Genomic DNA, 15,626 nt, shown 5'->3' with positions numbered 1-15,626 from the left:
AACTCCGTAAAACCTCCCCACCTACGCTCGCCGAGCGGGCGTAGGTGTGGATAACTTAAACCGTTAGGTGCTGCTTGATCAGCTCGTTGGAAAGCTCGCTGATATCACCTTTGGCCACCGGGCGGCCGCGGTCCATTATCACAAAGCGGTCGGCGTATTTGCGCGCAAAGGGCAGCTTCTGCTCGACCAGCAGCACCGTTAGGGCGTCTTCGGCAATCAGCTGGCGAATCACCTGGCCAATTTGCGCGACGATATTGGGCTGAATGCCCTCCCCCGGCTCATCCAGAATCAAGAGTTTGGGCTCGATTACCAGCGCTCGGCCAATGGCAAGCTGCTGCTGTTGCCCGCCGGATAAGTCACCGCCGCGGCGGTGCTTCATCTCCTTGAGCACTGGAAACAGTTCATAGATACGCTCGGGGATTTTTTTCAGCTTGTCACTGCGTGCAGCAAGGCCGGTACGCAGATTCTCTTCTACGGTGAGTAGCGGGAAAATCTGCCGCCCTTGCGGTACAAAGCCAATGCCCAGCCGTGAACGTGCTTCCACGGCTTTTTGGGTTAACTCAACCGCTTCGCTGCTCGACTGGTAGCGCAACTGGCCACTTTTTACCGCCACTTCACCCATGATGGCTTTCATCAGCGTGGTTTTACCCACTCCGTTGCGGCCCATCACGCAGGTGCACTGGCCAGCGGGTACGTCCAGGTCCAGATCCCAAAGTGTATGGCTTTCCCCATAAAACTGGTTGAGCTTTTCAATTGCCAGCATCAGGCAGCCTCCTCATCGTCAGCACCCAGGTACACTTCGACTACGTTGGGGTCGCTTGAGACCTGATCCATGCTGCCTTCGGCCAACACACTGCCTTGGTGAAGCACGGTCACTTTGCGGGCAATTGAGCGCACAAAGCCCATATCGTGTTCCACGACGACCACCGACTGCTTACCCGCCAAACCGGTCAGCAGTTCGGCTGTACGCTCCATTTCCTGCTCGGTCATACCGGCGACCGGCTCATCCACCAGCAGTAACCGTGGGCGCTGCATTAACAGCATGCCGATTTCCAACCACTGTTTCTGACCATGAGAGAGAATGCCCGCAGGCTGAAAGCGCAACTGAGTCAAACCAATGGTCTCCAGCACTTCGTCGATGCGGTCTTTGATCTCACCGGTCATACGCGCAGTCAGGGTGGGAAAGATCCGTTTGTCGGCGGCCATGGCCAGCTCCAGGTTTTCGAACACGCTCAGTACTTCAAACACCGTGGGCTTTTGAAACTTGCGCCCGATCCCGAGGCTGGCAATTTCCGGCTCGTTCATATTGAGCAGGTTATGACGGCTGCCAAACCATACGCTGCCCTCAGTGGGCCGCGTCTTGCCGGTGATAATATCCATCATGGTGGTCTTTCCCGCCCCGTTGGGGCCAATAATGCAACGCAGCTCGCCGTCGTCGATGGTCAAATTCAGCTTGTTGATCGCTTTAAAGCCATCAAAGCTCACCGTGACGTCTTCCATATACAGAATCGGGCCGTGGCGTACGTCCACCGGGGAGGCGGCTGGCGCTATAAAGTCAAATACCCGGTCGCGGGTTTTGAATGACTGCAGCAAGCTCATGCAATAGCCTCCTTGGTGCCTGCGTTATCGGATTCAACAGCGCGACGGCGCTTGCGCAACAGCCCCGCCACGCCCTTGGGCAGCAGTACCGTGACGAGTACAAACATTGCGCCCAAAGCAAACAGCCACGCATCAGGCATGACACCGGTGAAAATAGTTTTGGCATAGTTGACTAGAATTGCGCCGATCACCGCGCCGTACAGCGTGGCCCGACCACCCAGCGCCACCCATAGCACGATCTCAATCGAGAACAGCGGCGAGAATTCGCTAGGGTTGATGATGCCCACCTGAGGTACGTAAAGCGCGCCTGCCAGGCCCGCGAGCATCGCGGACACCACAAACACGAAGAGTTGAAAGCGCTCTACCCGGTAGCCGATAAAGCGCGTGCGCGCCTCGGCGTCGCGAGTGGCCACGCACACACGCCCCAGCTTGCTGGTCACGATCGCCCGACAGAGGATATAACCCAGCGCCAGCGCCACGCCGGTGGCCAGAAAAAGTCCCAGACGAGTATCGTTGCTGCGCAGGTTGAAGCCCAAAAGTTCGCGGAAGTCGGTCAGCCCGTTATTGCCGCCAAAGCCCATCTCATTGCGGAAAAATGCCAGCATCAGCGCAAAGGTCAACGCCTGGGTAATGATCGAGAGATAAACCCCCGTCACCCGCGAGCGAAACGCCAAAAAGCCGAACACCAGCGCCAGCATACCCGGCGCCAGCAGCACCATGGCAAAGGCGAACCAAGCCATATCAAAGCCCTGCCAGTACCAGGGCAGACTTTCCCAGTTTAGGAACACCATGAAGTCCGGCAGCACCGGGTGGCCGTAAGTGCCCCGGTCACCAATCTGGCGCATCAGGTACATGCCCATGGCGTAACCGCCAATCGCAAAAAACGCCCCGTGGCCCAGGCTAAGAATGCCGAGATATCCCCACACCAGATCAACCGCCACGGCCAGCAGCGCGTAGCTTAGGTACTTGCCAAACAGGTTCACCGTGTAGGCGTTCACATGCAGCGGGCTGCCTTGAGGCAGTGCCACGTGGAGTACCGTCACGACCAGCAGCGCGGTGAACAGTACTCCTAAAAAGACCTGTGTGGCACGCTCACCAAACGGGCGGGTTAGCCAAAACTGGCTTGAAGGTAGTTGTGACATCATGGGTTAGCCCTCCGCAGCCCGGCCCTTCTGCGGGAAGAGTCCACGCGGGCGTTTTTGAATAAACAGAATGATAAAGACCAGCACGATAATCTTGGCGAGTACCGCGCCCGCCCAGGGTTCCAGCACCTGATTGATCACCCCCAATGACAGCCCGGCCACGAGCGTCCCCCAGAGATTGCCCACACCGCCGAACACCACCACCATGAACGAGTCGATGATGTAGTTCTGGCCGAGGTTCGGGCCGACATTGGTAAGCTGGGAAAGCGCCACGCCGGCAAGGCCGGCTACACCAGAGCCGAGTGCAAAGGTCAGGATATCCACACGGGTCGCGCGAATTCCCATGGAGCGTGCCATAGCGCGGTTCTGGGTCACGGCACGTACTTCAAGGCCCAGGCGGGTGCGGCGCATGATCAGCATCAAACCGGCAAACACCACCAGCGCAAAACCCAGTACCACCATGCGGTTTATGGTCAGCGACAGCGCGTCATTGATAATGAGCGACCCGCTCATCCACTCCGGAGTAATTACCGTGCGGTTGAGCGGCGAGATCACCGTACGCACCAGCTGCTGCAGGATCAGACTGATACCGAAGGTGGCGAGGAGCGTCTCCAGCGGGCGGCCTTTCAAAAACTGAATCACGCTGCGCTCAATGGCAACCCCCACCAATGCGGCGACCAGAAAACCTGCCGGAATAGAGAGAATCAACGCCAGCCCCGGCTGGCCGGGCAACAGCTGTTGCATCATCCAGGTAGTGTAGGCGCCCAGCATCATCAGCTCACCGTGGGCCATGTTGATGACGCCCATCACGCCAAAGGTAATCGCAAGACCAATGGCGGCCAGTACCAGCACTGACCCCAGGCTCAAGCCAAAGTAGAGCGTTTCAACCCCACGGTTGATTTTCAGGTTCTGTTCCACGCTGGCAAGCGCGGCGCGGGCGGCATCCGCAGCTACGGTGTCGTCGCCATTGGCCGCACGACTTAGCGCAACTCTAGCGCGTGGATGAAGGCTTCCGGTTAGCGCTTCGATACCCGCCATTTCACCCTGCTCAGCACGGTAAATGGCGACCGCTTGGCTCAGCCGATAACGTACCTGGCTATCCTTTTCTTCCAGAATGAGCGCATTGATGGGTTCAAGCAGCTCACCATCGACTTCACCCAGCAAACGTTCGGCAGAGATACGGCGGCGATCCAGATTGGGCGAGTAAAGGTCCACCACAGCAATCGCGCTGCGCAGCTGGTTTCGCAGGGCGTTATTGATGCCCACGCGGTCCAGGTCGCGGCGTGACATCTCACCCAGCGGTTCATTCGTCAAGGCGTCGGCCACCGGCCACTCTCGGCCACTGTTATCGAGTACGACAACAAACTGACCATCGTCGGCACGCTGCAAGCGGCCATCCAGCAGAGCCTGCAGCCAATCACGGGCGCGCTCGTCGTCGCTTTGCAATATGGCGGTAATCGCCTCGCCTTTATCGCGGTAGGAATCGACATCCAGCGCCTCAAGAAGCTCAAGCGCGGCGTCATTATCAGAAGTATCGGGGCCTGTCTGTGCCTGTACGTTGAGTGTTATGCCCAACAACACAGCGCACAAAAACCCCCAGGAAAGGAAACGCCTCATGGGGTTGTTCCTTTGGTGGTCAAGGTGGAGAGTTAGCGTGCTCCCTTGCCGCCCGATCAGGCGGGCGGCAAGGGGTGGCCAGTATTATTCGGCGAGCGCCGCTTCGGCTTCTTCAGTAGCGGTGCTGCCACCGCATGAGCCGTTCACAACGTTGAAGTTGCCGCACTCCATGGGCTTGCGCCAATCGGCAATCAGGTCGCGCGAGCCGGGCAAGTAGTCGGACCAGGCATCGCCGGCAACGGTTGAGGGCGTTTGCCAGACGATATCGAACTGGCCATTGTCCTGCACTTCGCCAATCAGTACCGGCTTAGTGATGTGGTGGTTGGGCATCATCGCCGCATAGCCACCCGAGAGATTGGGCACACTCACGCCGATAATGGCATCCTTCACCGCGCCTACATCGGTGGTACCCGCTTTACGCACCGCCTCGGCCCACATGTTGAAACCGATGTAATGGGCTTCCATTGGGTCGTTGGTGACCGCTTCTTCATTACCGGTGTGCTCAATCCAGGCGTCGATAAAGTCGTAGTTGTCATCGGTATCCACGCTCATGAAGTAGTTCCAGGCAGCCAGATGGCCAACGAGCGGCGCAGTGTCGATACCGGAAAGCTCCTGCTCACCTACCGAAAACGCAATCACTGGAATATCAGCGGCATCAATACCCTGGTTGGCAAGCTCGCGGTAGAACGGCACGTTGGCGTCGCCGTTGATGGTCGAGATCACCGCGGTAGACTTGCCCTCTTCACCGAAGCGACGAATCTCGGAGACGATGTTCTGCCAGTCGGAGTGGCCGAAGGGCGTGTAGTTGACCATGATGTCGTCGCCTGCCACGCCGTGCTCATCTTTCAGAAACGCTTCGAGAATGCGGTTGGTGGTGCGCGGATAGACATAGTCGGTACCCACCAGAGCAAAGCGCTCAATGCCGACTTCGTTAATCAAATACTCGACAGCGGGAATCGCCTGTTGGTTGGGCGCGGCACCGGTATAGAAGACGTTTGCAGACGACTCTTCTCCCTCGTACTGCACCGGGTAGAACAACAGACCATTGAGTTCTTCAAACACCGGCAGCACCGCTTTACGTGATACCGATGTCCAGTTGCCGAACACCACGTCTACCTCATACTGGGCCAGCAGCTCGCGGGCGCGTTCGGCAAACAGCGGCCAGTTGGAGGCCGGGTCCACTACCACGGCTTCCAGCTGACGACCCAGCAGACCACCGGCTTCGTTCTGCTGCTGGATCAGCATTTCAACAGTGTCTTTTAACGTCGACTCACTGATAGCCATGGTGCCAGAAAGGGAGTGAAGGATACCCACTTTGATAGGGTCATCATTGGCTGACGCATGAAACGATACCGAAAGGGCCAGTGCAGAAAGACCCAGCAGTGCCTGTTTTTTCAAGTTCATGTTTCGCATCCCCAAGCTGCAAGCGGGCAGCTAGATATTTGTCATTAATCAGGTGTACTCAATTGCCTGAAAGCGCCTGTAACTCGTCCTGCACATTGCACGATGCGTTCCACACTTTAAAAAAACATAAAAAATTCAACCATATAAAAAGTATACAAGTTGTTTTACAGGAGTTTTCCATCTTTGATTCAGGGTCTTAAAGCACTTCATTGGTGCTAAAGCGGTCTGATTCGCACGATAAAAGTGCATAAAAACTGTCCATTTTTATCCTTTTATCGCCAAGCTTCTGTTTTTAAAACATTTAGCATTTTCTTGGCCTGTGGTTTGCAAAATGACTTGTATACAAGACCATGGATAACCAAGGGCCAAACATGATGACCACACGCGGCTGGACACTCGAACAATGGCGGCAGGCATATAACGAGGGCGCAACCCCGGGAGCCTTACTCGGTGAATTGATCACGCAACTGGCCAAACTTGATAGTGCCGACAATACCTGGATTTCACTTCTCGACCAGGAGGGGCTGGCTCATGCCCTGGCAGCACTTCAAACACGTCTGGACGAGGCAGACGGCAAGATAGACAAGTTGCCGCTTTACGGCATTCCGTTTGCGGCGAAAGACAACATTGATGCCACCGGGTTTGCCACCACGGCGGGCTGCCCGGCCTACGCCTATCAACCCACCCGTGACGCTGCTCTGATTGACAAGCTGCGCGCCGCGGGCGCAGTACTCATCGGCAAGACCAATCTGGATCAGTTTGCCACCGGCCTGGTGGGTACCCGCTCGCCGTTTGGTGCCGTGGCCAATAGCTTCAATCCTGAAGTGGTGAGCGGCGGCTCGAGTTCTGGGTCGGCGTCCGTGGTGGCACGCGGGCTAGTGCCATTCTCACTGGGTACCGACACGGCAGGCTCCGGTCGCGTGCCCGCTGGCTTAAATAACCTGGTCGGGCTTAAACCCACCAAAGGCCTGTTCAGCATTGATGGTGTAGTACCGGCGTGCCGCTCGCTGGACTGCGTCTCCATCTTCTCGTTGACTGTCAATGATGCCGGGCAGATCGCCGAGCTAATGGCCGGCTTCGAGCCTGCCGACGCTTTCTCACGCAAGGCGCCAAGCGCCCTCCCCCTGGATGCCCCGGCCATACGCCGTCCTGGCCCGCTAGCCAGGCTTGCCATTCCCCAGTCGCCCCAGTTCTTCGGCGACGTGGTGGCTGAAAAGGCATGGCAAACGGCCGTGGAAAAATGGCAAAAGCTTGAAGGGGTAACGCTCGTCGAACTTGATTTTGCCCCCATGCTTGAACTGGCCGCCCTGCTTTATGAAGGGCCGTGGGTAGCAGAGCGCCACGCCGCCGTGGAAACCTTCATGGCCGAACATGCCCAGAACATGAATGACGTGGTGCGCGGCATTATTAGTAACGCGGGTAAATACAGCGCCACCGATACGTTCAAGGCGCAATACCGCAAGGAAGAGCTGGTTAGGGTGATCGATAATCTTTTGGATGATATCGATGGCCTGTTAGTCCCCACCGCCCCTACCGCGCCCACTATCGAAGCGGTTAATGCTGACCCGTTAACGCTCAATAGCCAGCTCGGCACCTATACCAACTTCGTTAACCTGGCCGATTTTTGCGCATTGGCGGTACCCGCCGGGTTCCGCGACGATGGACTGCCTTTTGGCGTTACCCTGGTGAGCGGCGCCTGGAAGGATCGGGAACTGCAGACCCTGGCCAGCCGCTGGCTAAATGCCCACCCGACGCCGCTGGGTGCCACTGACCAGGCACGCCCGCCGGAAACCGTTCATACCACCCTTGCCGTCCCCACCGTTCAGGTCGCTGTGGTAGGCGCTCATCTTTCCGGCATGCCGCTGAATACCCAACTGACCGAGCGCCATGCCTGGCGCGTGGCGTCCACGACAACGTCCGCCAATTACCGCTTGTTTGCCCTGCCCAACACCGTACCGCCCAAGCCCGGCCTGCAGCGCGTTCACGAAAACGGTGCCGCCATCATTGTTGAAGTATGGGAAATGGCCGCGTCGGAATTTGGCTCGTTTGTCGACCTGATCCCCGCGCCGCTGGGTATCGGCAGTGTCGAGCTTGCCGACGGCCGCTGGATCAACGGCTTTATCTGCGAAGGGCATGGAATCACAGATGCTCAGGATGTCACCGAGTTTGGTGGCTGGCGTGCCTACATCAAGGCGCAAACCTCCCACGCATAACGAGGCTACGACCCATGTTCAATAAAGTATTAGTTGCCAATCGCGGTGAAATCGCCGTACGTACCAACCGCACCTTAAAGGCGCTCAGTGTCGGCAGCGTTGCTGTCTATTCCCATGAAGACCGCCACAGCCTGCATGTGGAAAGCGCCAGCGAAGCCGTGACCCTTACAGGCAATGGCGCCAGCGAAACTTACCTGGATAAACGCCAGATTCTGGATGCCGCCCGAAAGACCGGTGCGCAGGCCATTATCCCCGGCTACGGCTTTCTGTCTGAAAATGCCGACTTCGCCGAAACCTGTGAGCGTGAGGGCATCGTCTTTATCGGCCCCACGCCCACACAGATGCGCGAGTTCGGGTTAAAGCACCGTGCCCGTGAGCTGGCCGAAGCAGCAGGCGTGCCGCTAGCCCCAGGCAGTGGGCTGCTCGACAGCGTGGAAGAGGCACTGACCACCGCTGAACGCCTGGGTTACCCGGTCATGCTCAAAAGCACCGCAGGCGGCGGCGGAATCGGACTGACCCGCTGCAATAGTGCCAAAGAGCTGCAAGACGCCTTTGAAACCGTTCAACGCCAGGGCAAAAATTTCTTTAACGACAGCGGCGTCTTTCTTGAGCGCTTTATCGCCCGTGCCCGCCACGTGGAAGTCCAGATTATCGGCGATGGCCACGGCAACGTAGTGGCATTAGGTGAGCGTGACTGCTCACTGCAACGCCGCAATCAGAAAGTCGTGGAAGAGACGCCGGCCCCCAGCCTGCCCACGGCCACCCGTCAAAGGATGCTGGATGCGGCCGTGGCGCTGGGTGAATCGGTCAACTACCGTTCAGCGGGTACCGTTGAGTACATCTACGACGCCGAGCGTGATGAGTTCTACTTTCTGGAGGTCAACACCCGACTGCAGGTAGAGCACCCAATCACCGAAGCCGTGACCGGCCTTGACCTGATCGAATGGATGCTCAAGATCGCCGCGGGCGACCACCTGGACCTGGCTAATTTTACGCTCAGCTTGAGCGGTGCGGCCATGGAAGTGCGCATCTATGCCGAAAACCCGTTAAAGGATTTTCAGCCCTCGCCCGGTGAATTAACCGACGTACACTGGCCCGGTGATGGCGTGCGTATCGACACCTGGGTCGAAAATGGCAGCCAGGTATCCGCTCACTACGACCCCATGATCGCCAAGCTGATCGTGCATGGTAACGACCGCGCGGATGCTCTGGCCAAGCTGCGTAAAGCACTGGATGAAACCCGCCTGATGGGTATTGCCACCAACCTTGACTACTTGCGTCAGGTGGTCGCCCAAGCGAGTTTTGCCGAAGGCAAGGTCTCGACCCGCGCTTTGGAAAGCTTTCACTTTCAACCCTGCGTTGCCGAGGTAGTCTATCCAGGTACTTACACCACGGTGCAAGACTTCCCGGGACGGGTCGGCTACTGGAACATCGGCGTGCCGCCCAGCGGCCCGATGGATGACTTCGCCTTTCGCATCGCCAACCGGATTGTCGGCAACCACCCAGAGGCTGCCGGGCTGGAAGCCACGCTGATAGGTCCAAGCCTTACGTTTCATCAGGCGACCGTCGTGGCGCTGACCGGCGCCGTCACCGACGCCACACTCGACGATACTCCGGTGGATTTCTGGACGCCTATCCACGTCACCGCCGGCCAAACGCTCGTGGTGGGCAAAGCCAACCGAGGGTGTCGCACTTACCTTGCTGTGCGTGGTGGATTTGATGTACCAGTGTATCTTGGCAGCCGCGCTACCTTTGCCCTTGGCCAGTTTGGCGGTCACGGCGGGCGACCGCTGCGCCCAGGCGATCTGCTCGGCATCAGCCAGCCGGGGTTACCTGCCTGCACCACGCCAGCGCCCACCCACGACCCTGCCCCCGTTGACCCGGCGCTCATCCCGAATTACCCGAGCCACTGGGAAATAGGCGTGCTCTACGGCCCGCACGGCGCGCCCGACTTCTTTACCGAAGACTCCATCGAGCACTTCTTTCAACAGGACTGGGAAGTCCATTACAACTCCAACCGGTTGGGCATTCGCCTGAATGGCCCTAAACCTGAATTCAGCCGGGCAGATGGCGGTGAAGCGGGGCTACACCCTTCAAATATTCATGACTGCGAATATGCGATCGGCTCGATTAACTTCACGGGTGATATGCCAGTTATTCTGACCCGAGATGGCCCCAGCTTGGGTGGGTTTGTCTGCCCGGTTACCATCGCCAAGGCCGAGCTGTGGAAAGTGGGTCAGGTCAAACCCGGCGATACTATCCGCTTTGTCGCCATCGACAACGCCACCGCCGTCAAGCTCGCAGAACGCCAGGAGCTGGCCGTCAAGTACCTGTCCGCGCCACCTGCCGTGACCCTAAACAGCGCCGACCTGGCGCCGTTCAACGGCCTCTCCGCCACTGTGTTGGCCCACCTTGAGGCGATGCAGGAGCGCCCGGAAGTTACCTACCGTCAGGCAGGCGATCAGTACATTTTGCTGGAATACGGTCCTAATGTGCTGGATTTAGGCGCGCGTATGCGCCTCCACGCACTGATGGAGGCGATTGCCGATATCCAGCCGCGTGGTCTGCTTGAGCTTTCCCCCGGCGTGCGTTCGCTTCAACTGCGCTACGACCCGCTGACGCTGACCCAGCAGGCATTGATGACCTACCTGCTCGACCTGGAAGCCACCCTGCCACCGACCGACGAGCTGAAGGTGCGCAGCCGGGTGATTCATCTTCCCATGGCGTTTGAAGATAGCGCGACGCTGGAAGCGGTGGAAAAGTATCGTCAATCGGTGCGCGACACCGCCCCTTGGCTGCCTAACAACGTCGATTTCATGCAGCGCATCAATGGCCTCGCCAACCGTGACGAGGTCAAGGATGTGCTCTATTCGGCGCGTTATTTAGTGTTGGGGCTAGGCGATGTGTATTTGGGAGCGCCCTGCGCCGTGCCCTTGGACCCTCGACATCGGCTGCTGACCTCCAAATACAACCCGGCGCGCACCTATACTGCCGAAGGCACCGTCGGCATCGGCGGCATTTATATGTGTATTTACGGCATGGACTCGCCCGGTGGCTATCAGCTGGTGGGGCGCACTCTGCCCATCTGGAACAAGCATCTAAAAAACAAACAGTTTTCAGAAGGCGCTCCCTGGCTACTGCGCTTTTTCGATCAAGTGTGCTACTACCCGGTCAGCGAGGATGAACTGGATAACCTGCGCGATCAGTTTAGGGCGGGTAAGCTAGCTATCGAGATCGAGGAAGATACGTTTGACCTGAAATCACACCAGGCATTTTTAGATGTCAACCAGCAGGCCATCGCCGAATTTCGCGCCCTTCAACAGGATGCCTACGCGAAAGAGGTGGCGCTATGGCGTGAAAGCGAAGAGAAGGCTCTGGACCGTTTGGCCAAAGCACCGCCCCCCGCAGAGGCGGATGACCTGGCTGGCTATGGCGAGCTGATCAGTGCCGAGATTGCGGGCAATATCTGGAAGTGCCTTGTGCAACCCGGCGATAACGTCATCAAAGGCGATCCGTTAGTGATTGTTGAAGCCATGAAGATGGAATTTGAAGTCATGGCGACACACTCTGGCACAATAAGCGCTATGCACGTCACCACGGGCCGAGCGGTAACGCCAGGGGAGCCGCTGCTGAGTATTGAAGTTTAAGGCATTCACATTGCTGCTGGCGTGCCGCCGCATCATGCGGCGGCCTCTCTCAATAAGGCCTATTGCCATGGCGTTGCGTAAATCATCCATCGCTGACCGTGTCTACGATGCGTTGAAAGACGATATTTTCGAGTTTCGCCTTCTTCCCGGCGATAAATTTAGCGAAGGCGATATCGGTGACCGGCTGGAGGCAAGCCGAACCCCGGTGCGCCAAGCGCTTTTTCAGCTCCAGCGAGAGGGGTATGTCGATGTGCTCTTTCGCAGCGGCTGGCAGGTGAAGCCGCTGGACTTCCAGAAGATCGCTGAACTCTACGACCTACGCATTACTCTGGAACAGGCGGCCGTTCACAAGCTTTGTGCCCTGCCTGAAAAGCCGCTGGTGCTGCGAACTTTACGCGATATCTGGAATCCCGCCAGCCACGCTGATCGGGCGGTGGGCAGTACGGTTCGTGCACTGGATGAAAGTTTCCATGGCGATTTAGTGGTGGCCGCTGGCAATCAGGAGATGAGCCGTATTCATCGTGAAATTACCGAGCGCCTGCGCGTCATTCGACGCTTGGACTTCACCCGCGATGACCGGGTTGATGCCACCTATCGCGAACACGCCGCCATTCTGACGGCTCTTGACGAAAACGATGCTCAGCTCGCCGCCCAACGCCTGGGGTCGCATATCCGAAGCAGCCATGGCGCCGTTCAGGAAATCACCATGGAGCGCCTTCGTGAAGCTGCCGAAGAGCAGCGCCAACGCAGCGCTAGCGCTTAAAAAAAGCGCCCTAGGTTAACCCAGGGCGCTTATCAGCCACGCGTCCAATGTTGAGACGATACCGTCTACTCGGCAATAGCGCGCTTGCGACGCTTCTTCAGCAGCGGCAGACCCAGCGACAGCAGGGCAATCAGCAGCAGAGAGAGCGAGATTGGCTTATCAATAAACGTCATCCAGTCACCGCCAGAGATCTGCAGCGCACGGCGCATGGATTCTTCCATGATATTGCCCAGAATCAACGCCAGGATCAGCGGCGCCGCCGGGAAGCCAAACAGACGCATGCCCAAGCCCAACAGGCCAAAGCCCAACAGCAGCAACAGATCAAACACGCTAAAGCTCATGCCATACACGCCGATCATGCAGAAAATCAGAATCAGTGAGAGCAGCAGCGGCTTGGGCAGGTCGAGGATTTTGGCAATCAGCGGGATCAGCGGCAGGTTCAAGACCAGCAGGAAGATGTTGCCGATATACATACTGGCTACCACACCCCAGAACACATCCGGGCGTTGCTCAAGCATCATCGGGCCTGGTGTAACGCCCATCACCAGTAGCGCACCCAGCAGTACCGCCGTGGTGCCCGAGCCCGGTACACCCAAGGTTAAAAGCGGTACAAACGAGCCGGTACACGCCGCGTTGTTGGCTGCTTCCGGCGCCGCAACGCCTTTAATATTACCCTTACCGAAGGTGTCACCGTCTTTGGCAAGACGCTTTTCCATGCTGTAGCCCAGAAACGAGCCAATCGTCGCCCCCGCGCCCGGCAGTACGCCAGTAAAGAACCCAAGTACAGAGCTACGGCTGACAGGGCCTGCAATCTCTTTTACTTCACTTCGAGTGAGTTTTAACGAACCAATGGCATTACGCGGGGCTTCTTTACCGCCACCGCCGCGCAGCAGCATGTAGAACACTTCGGCTAACGCAAAGATACCCAATGCCACGACCAGGAAGTCGATGCCATCCAGCAGTTGAATAGAGCCAAAGGTAAAGCGCTCGGTACCGGTTTGCAGGTCGATGCCCACAATCGAGATGATCACCCCGACCACAGCGGCGATGAGGCCTTTGATCAGCGACTTATCCGACAATGAGACCACGGCGGTTAAGCCCAGCACCATTAATGCAAAGTACTCAGCAGGGCCAAAGCTGACCGCTACCTTGGAGAGCAAGGGCGCGACCAGCATCAAGAAGATAACCGAGATGGTCCCCCCCACAAACGAGGAGTAGGCGGCAATGGCCAGCGCTTTACCCGCCATGCCTTTTTTGGCCATTGGGTAGCCATCAAAAGACGTGGCGACCGTACCTGCAACGCCCGGGGCATTGAGCAGGATAGAGGAGGTGGAACCACCGAAAATGGCGCCATAGTACACCCCTGCCATTAGGATCAAGCCGGATGAAGGCTCCATGGCAAAGGTGATAGGAATCATTAAAGCCAGCGCGCTGATCGGCCCAAGGCCGGGCAGCATGCCGATAATCGTACCGGCAAACACACCGGCAAATACGTAAGCGATATTGATAGGCTCAAGCGCGATGCCGAAGCCGTACATCAAATTATTTAAGGCATCCATGGGATCTACTCTCTTAAAAACTAGCTTAAAAACCAGCTTAAAAACCAGCCCAGAAACGGCGCAGGAGGCATTAGCAAGTCGGCGTTAGAAAGGGATAACACCGGTCGGCAAGTAAACGTCCATCACCTGTGTCATCGTCAGATACAGCGCCAGCACCACCCCTAGCGATGTCACCAGATTGACCACATGACGACGATAGCCGTAGTAAGCCGTTAACCCCGTGCACAAAAGCGTTGAGGCCAGTACAAACCCCAATGGCACCAGCAGTAGCGCATACGCGGCAATGGCCAGTGACGTAACAATCACGCGTCCCCATGGCGTCATCAGCAGCGGGCCTTGTTGCGCGTCGTGATCAATCTCATCGGCACCGGCAAGCGGTGAGGGTTTCTCGAAAAACAGAAACACGGAGAGAATCAGCAGCGAAAAGCCGAGCACTTTAGGGAACAGGTCAGAGTCGACCGGCCGCGGCAAGGGAAAGGTAGGGATTTGCCATGCCATGGCGATATACGCAGCCGCCACTAATGCCAACACCAGCGCTAACCACTGATTGGTATTTAATTTCGTCATTGGAGTTTCTCCGAGGAGCACGTACCTAATCGTCACGAACAGGCATTCCCGGCGGCACAACGAGGCCACCGGGATAACACGCTATAGCACTATAGGTTATTTATTGACGCAGTAGGCCCAATTCGCTTAACACGCCGCTGAACTGCGCTTGCTGCTCATCAAGGAAGACACCGGACTCTTCACTGTTCTGGTAGGCATCGATCCAGCCCAACTGGTCGCGAGCTTCCTGCCAACCATCAGTTTCGAGCATTTCGGCAAACAGGTCCTGATAGTAGGTCACTGCTTCTTCCGGCATATCCGGGGTGCCCATTATGCCGCGCCAAATATCGAAAGTGTAATCCACACCCTGCTCTTGATAAGTCGGCACTTCGGCCAGACCGCCACCCAGGCGCTCCGGTGAAGAGACACCTAGCGCACGGATCTGGCTGCCTTCACCCAGCTGCCCCACCGACTCACCGGCACCGGTAATCACCGCTTCAATATGACCGCCCATCAGGTTGGTCATGGCATCGCCGCCGCCGGAGAACGGAATGTAGTTGACACTTGAAGCCTCAAGGCCCGCTGCGGATGCCAGACCCGCAATAGAGATATGGTCCATGGAGCCAGGCGCACTGCCGCCGCCTACACTTAAGCCAGGATTTTCCTTGAGTGCATCAAACAGGTCGTTGATCGTCTCGTACTCAGAGTCTGCCGACACCAGTACAATGGAGTAGTCAGTAATCAGGCGAGCAACCGGCGTGAAATCAGTGTGGTCATAGCGTGAGGCACCGGCCAGAGGCACCAGAATGATCGGCGGGCTGGTGGCAAACAGCTTGTGCGGATTGCCGCTATCACGAGCGATTTGCGCCCAAGCCACGGCACCGCCGCCGCCTGGTACGTTGATAGCAGCATAGTTCTCGTCAGCAAGCCCTTCTTGCTGAATAACGCGCGATACAGTGCGTACCAGCGTATCCCAGCCGCCACCCGGATTGGCGGGTGCCACGAACTCAACCGATTTGCTCGGTGTCCACTCTTGTGCCTGAACAGAGGTCGTCATGCCTGCCAGGGCAGCCATCGGTAGAGCGATCACGGCTAAGCGCTTCAAGGAAAGTACGGTCATTTGGCGTTCTCCACAT

At 57.5% G+C, this 15,626-nt stretch carries 11 protein-coding genes; 3 read left to right on the top strand and 8 right to left on the bottom strand.

The features are described 5' to 3' along the window. Positions 1 to 55: 55 nt before the first annotated feature. The 5 genes from urtE to urtA form a co-directional block, all read right to left on the bottom strand. Entirely contained in the window at positions 56 to 763 is a 708-nt protein-coding gene (gene urtE, locus CZ787_RS15115) for an urea ABC transporter ATP-binding subunit UrtE (protein WP_087110689.1), read from the bottom strand. Continuing rightward, positions 763 to 1,599, bottom strand: a complete 837-nt coding sequence (urtD, locus tag CZ787_RS15110; RefSeq protein ID WP_087110687.1) for an urea ABC transporter ATP-binding protein UrtD — start codon at positions 1,597 to 1,599, stop codon at positions 763 to 765. Before urtD ends, urtE begins: the two co-directional genes overlap by 1 nt. Further along, positions 1,596 to 2,744, bottom strand: coding sequence for an urea ABC transporter permease subunit UrtC (urtC, locus tag CZ787_RS15105; protein WP_087110685.1), 1,149 nt, complete (start codon positions 2,742 to 2,744; stop codon positions 1,596 to 1,598). Before urtC ends, urtD begins: the two co-directional genes overlap by 4 nt. Positions 2,745 to 2,747: 3 nt before the next feature. Next, positions 2,748 to 4,358: an urea ABC transporter permease subunit UrtB gene (urtB, locus tag CZ787_RS15100; RefSeq protein ID WP_087110683.1), complete on the bottom strand. Its 1,611-nt coding sequence runs from the start codon at positions 4,356 to 4,358 to the stop codon at positions 2,748 to 2,750. 84 nt (positions 4,359 to 4,442) lie between these two features. Next, on the bottom strand, positions 4,443 to 5,762 hold the full coding sequence (urtA, locus tag CZ787_RS15095) for an urea ABC transporter substrate-binding protein (RefSeq protein ID WP_140398999.1): 1,320 nt from the start codon (positions 5,760 to 5,762) through the stop codon (positions 4,443 to 4,445). Positions 5,763 to 6,133: 371 nt separating this feature from the next. Here urtA and atzF point away from each other — a divergent pair, with 371 nt between their 5' ends. From atzF to CZ787_RS15080, 3 genes are all read left to right on the top strand, one after another. Further along, complete coding sequence (atzF, locus tag CZ787_RS15090) at positions 6,134 to 7,975, top strand: allophanate hydrolase (protein ID WP_087110679.1); 1,842 nt, start codon at positions 6,134 to 6,136, stop codon at positions 7,973 to 7,975. A gap of 14 nt (positions 7,976 to 7,989) precedes the next feature. Further along, entirely contained in the window at positions 7,990 to 11,622 is a 3,633-nt protein-coding gene (gene uca / locus CZ787_RS15085) for an urea carboxylase (RefSeq protein WP_087110677.1), read from the top strand. A 67-nt stretch (positions 11,623 to 11,689) separates the two neighbouring features. Next, complete coding sequence (locus CZ787_RS15080) at positions 11,690 to 12,385, top strand: GntR family transcriptional regulator (protein ID WP_087110675.1); 696 nt, start codon at positions 11,690 to 11,692, stop codon at positions 12,383 to 12,385. A 65-nt stretch (positions 12,386 to 12,450) separates the two neighbouring features. Here CZ787_RS15080 and CZ787_RS15075 read toward each other — a convergent pair whose 3' ends face one another. The 3 genes from CZ787_RS15075 to CZ787_RS15065 all read right to left on the bottom strand — a co-directional run bounded on the left by CZ787_RS15075 (position 12,451) and on the right by CZ787_RS15065 (position 15,610). Beyond that, complete coding sequence (locus CZ787_RS15075) at positions 12,451 to 13,944, bottom strand: tripartite tricarboxylate transporter permease (protein WP_087110673.1); 1,494 nt, start codon at positions 13,942 to 13,944, stop codon at positions 12,451 to 12,453. Between the two features lie 84 nt (positions 13,945 to 14,028). Then, positions 14,029 to 14,511, bottom strand: a complete 483-nt coding sequence (locus CZ787_RS15070) for a tripartite tricarboxylate transporter TctB family protein (protein WP_087110671.1) — start codon at positions 14,509 to 14,511, stop codon at positions 14,029 to 14,031. Positions 14,512 to 14,611: 100 nt separating this feature from the next. Then, on the bottom strand, positions 14,612 to 15,610 hold the full coding sequence (locus CZ787_RS15065; RefSeq protein ID WP_087110669.1) for a Bug family tripartite tricarboxylate transporter substrate binding protein: 999 nt from the start codon (positions 15,608 to 15,610) through the stop codon (positions 14,612 to 14,614). Positions 15,611 to 15,626: the final 16 nt, after the last annotated feature.

It is taken from the genome of Halomonas citrativorans, assembly GCF_900163645.1.
GTDB lineage: Bacteria > Pseudomonadota > Gammaproteobacteria > Pseudomonadales > Halomonadaceae > Vreelandella > Vreelandella citrativorans.
Note: the sequence above shows the minus strand (reverse complement) of the source record. Positions and strands in the feature narration are given on the sequence as shown.

What these genes read in the sequence shown, in the direction of transcription:
- urtE (WP_087110689.1), bottom strand. Translation starts at nt 763, where the DNA reads ATGCTGGCAATTGAAAAGCTCAACCAGTTTTATGGGGAAAGCCATACA.
- urtD (WP_087110687.1), bottom strand. Translation starts at nt 1,599, where the DNA reads ATGAGCTTGCTGCAGTCATTCAAAACCCGCGACCGGGTATTTGACTTT.
- urtC (WP_087110685.1), bottom strand. Translation starts at nt 2,744, where the DNA reads ATGATGTCACAACTACCTTCAAGCCAGTTTTGGCTAACCCGCCCGTTT.
- urtB (WP_087110683.1), bottom strand. Translation starts at nt 4,358, where the DNA reads ATGAGGCGTTTCCTTTCCTGGGGGTTTTTGTGCGCTGTGTTGTTGGGC.
- urtA (WP_140398999.1), bottom strand. Translation starts at nt 5,762, where the DNA reads ATGAACTTGAAAAAACAGGCACTGCTGGGTCTTTCTGCACTGGCCCTT.
- atzF (WP_087110679.1), top strand. Translation starts at nt 6,134, where the DNA reads ATGATGACCACACGCGGCTGGACACTCGAACAATGGCGGCAGGCATAT.
- uca (WP_087110677.1), top strand. Translation starts at nt 7,990, where the DNA reads ATGTTCAATAAAGTATTAGTTGCCAATCGCGGTGAAATCGCCGTACGT.
- CZ787_RS15080 (WP_087110675.1), top strand. Translation starts at nt 11,690, where the DNA reads ATGGCGTTGCGTAAATCATCCATCGCTGACCGTGTCTACGATGCGTTG.
- CZ787_RS15075 (WP_087110673.1), bottom strand. Translation starts at nt 13,944, where the DNA reads ATGGATGCCTTAAATAATTTGATGTACGGCTTCGGCATCGCGCTTGAG.
- CZ787_RS15070 (WP_087110671.1), bottom strand. Translation starts at nt 14,511, where the DNA reads ATGACGAAATTAAATACCAATCAGTGGTTAGCGCTGGTGTTGGCATTA.
- CZ787_RS15065 (WP_087110669.1), bottom strand. Translation starts at nt 15,610, where the DNA reads ATGACCGTACTTTCCTTGAAGCGCTTAGCCGTGATCGCTCTACCGATG.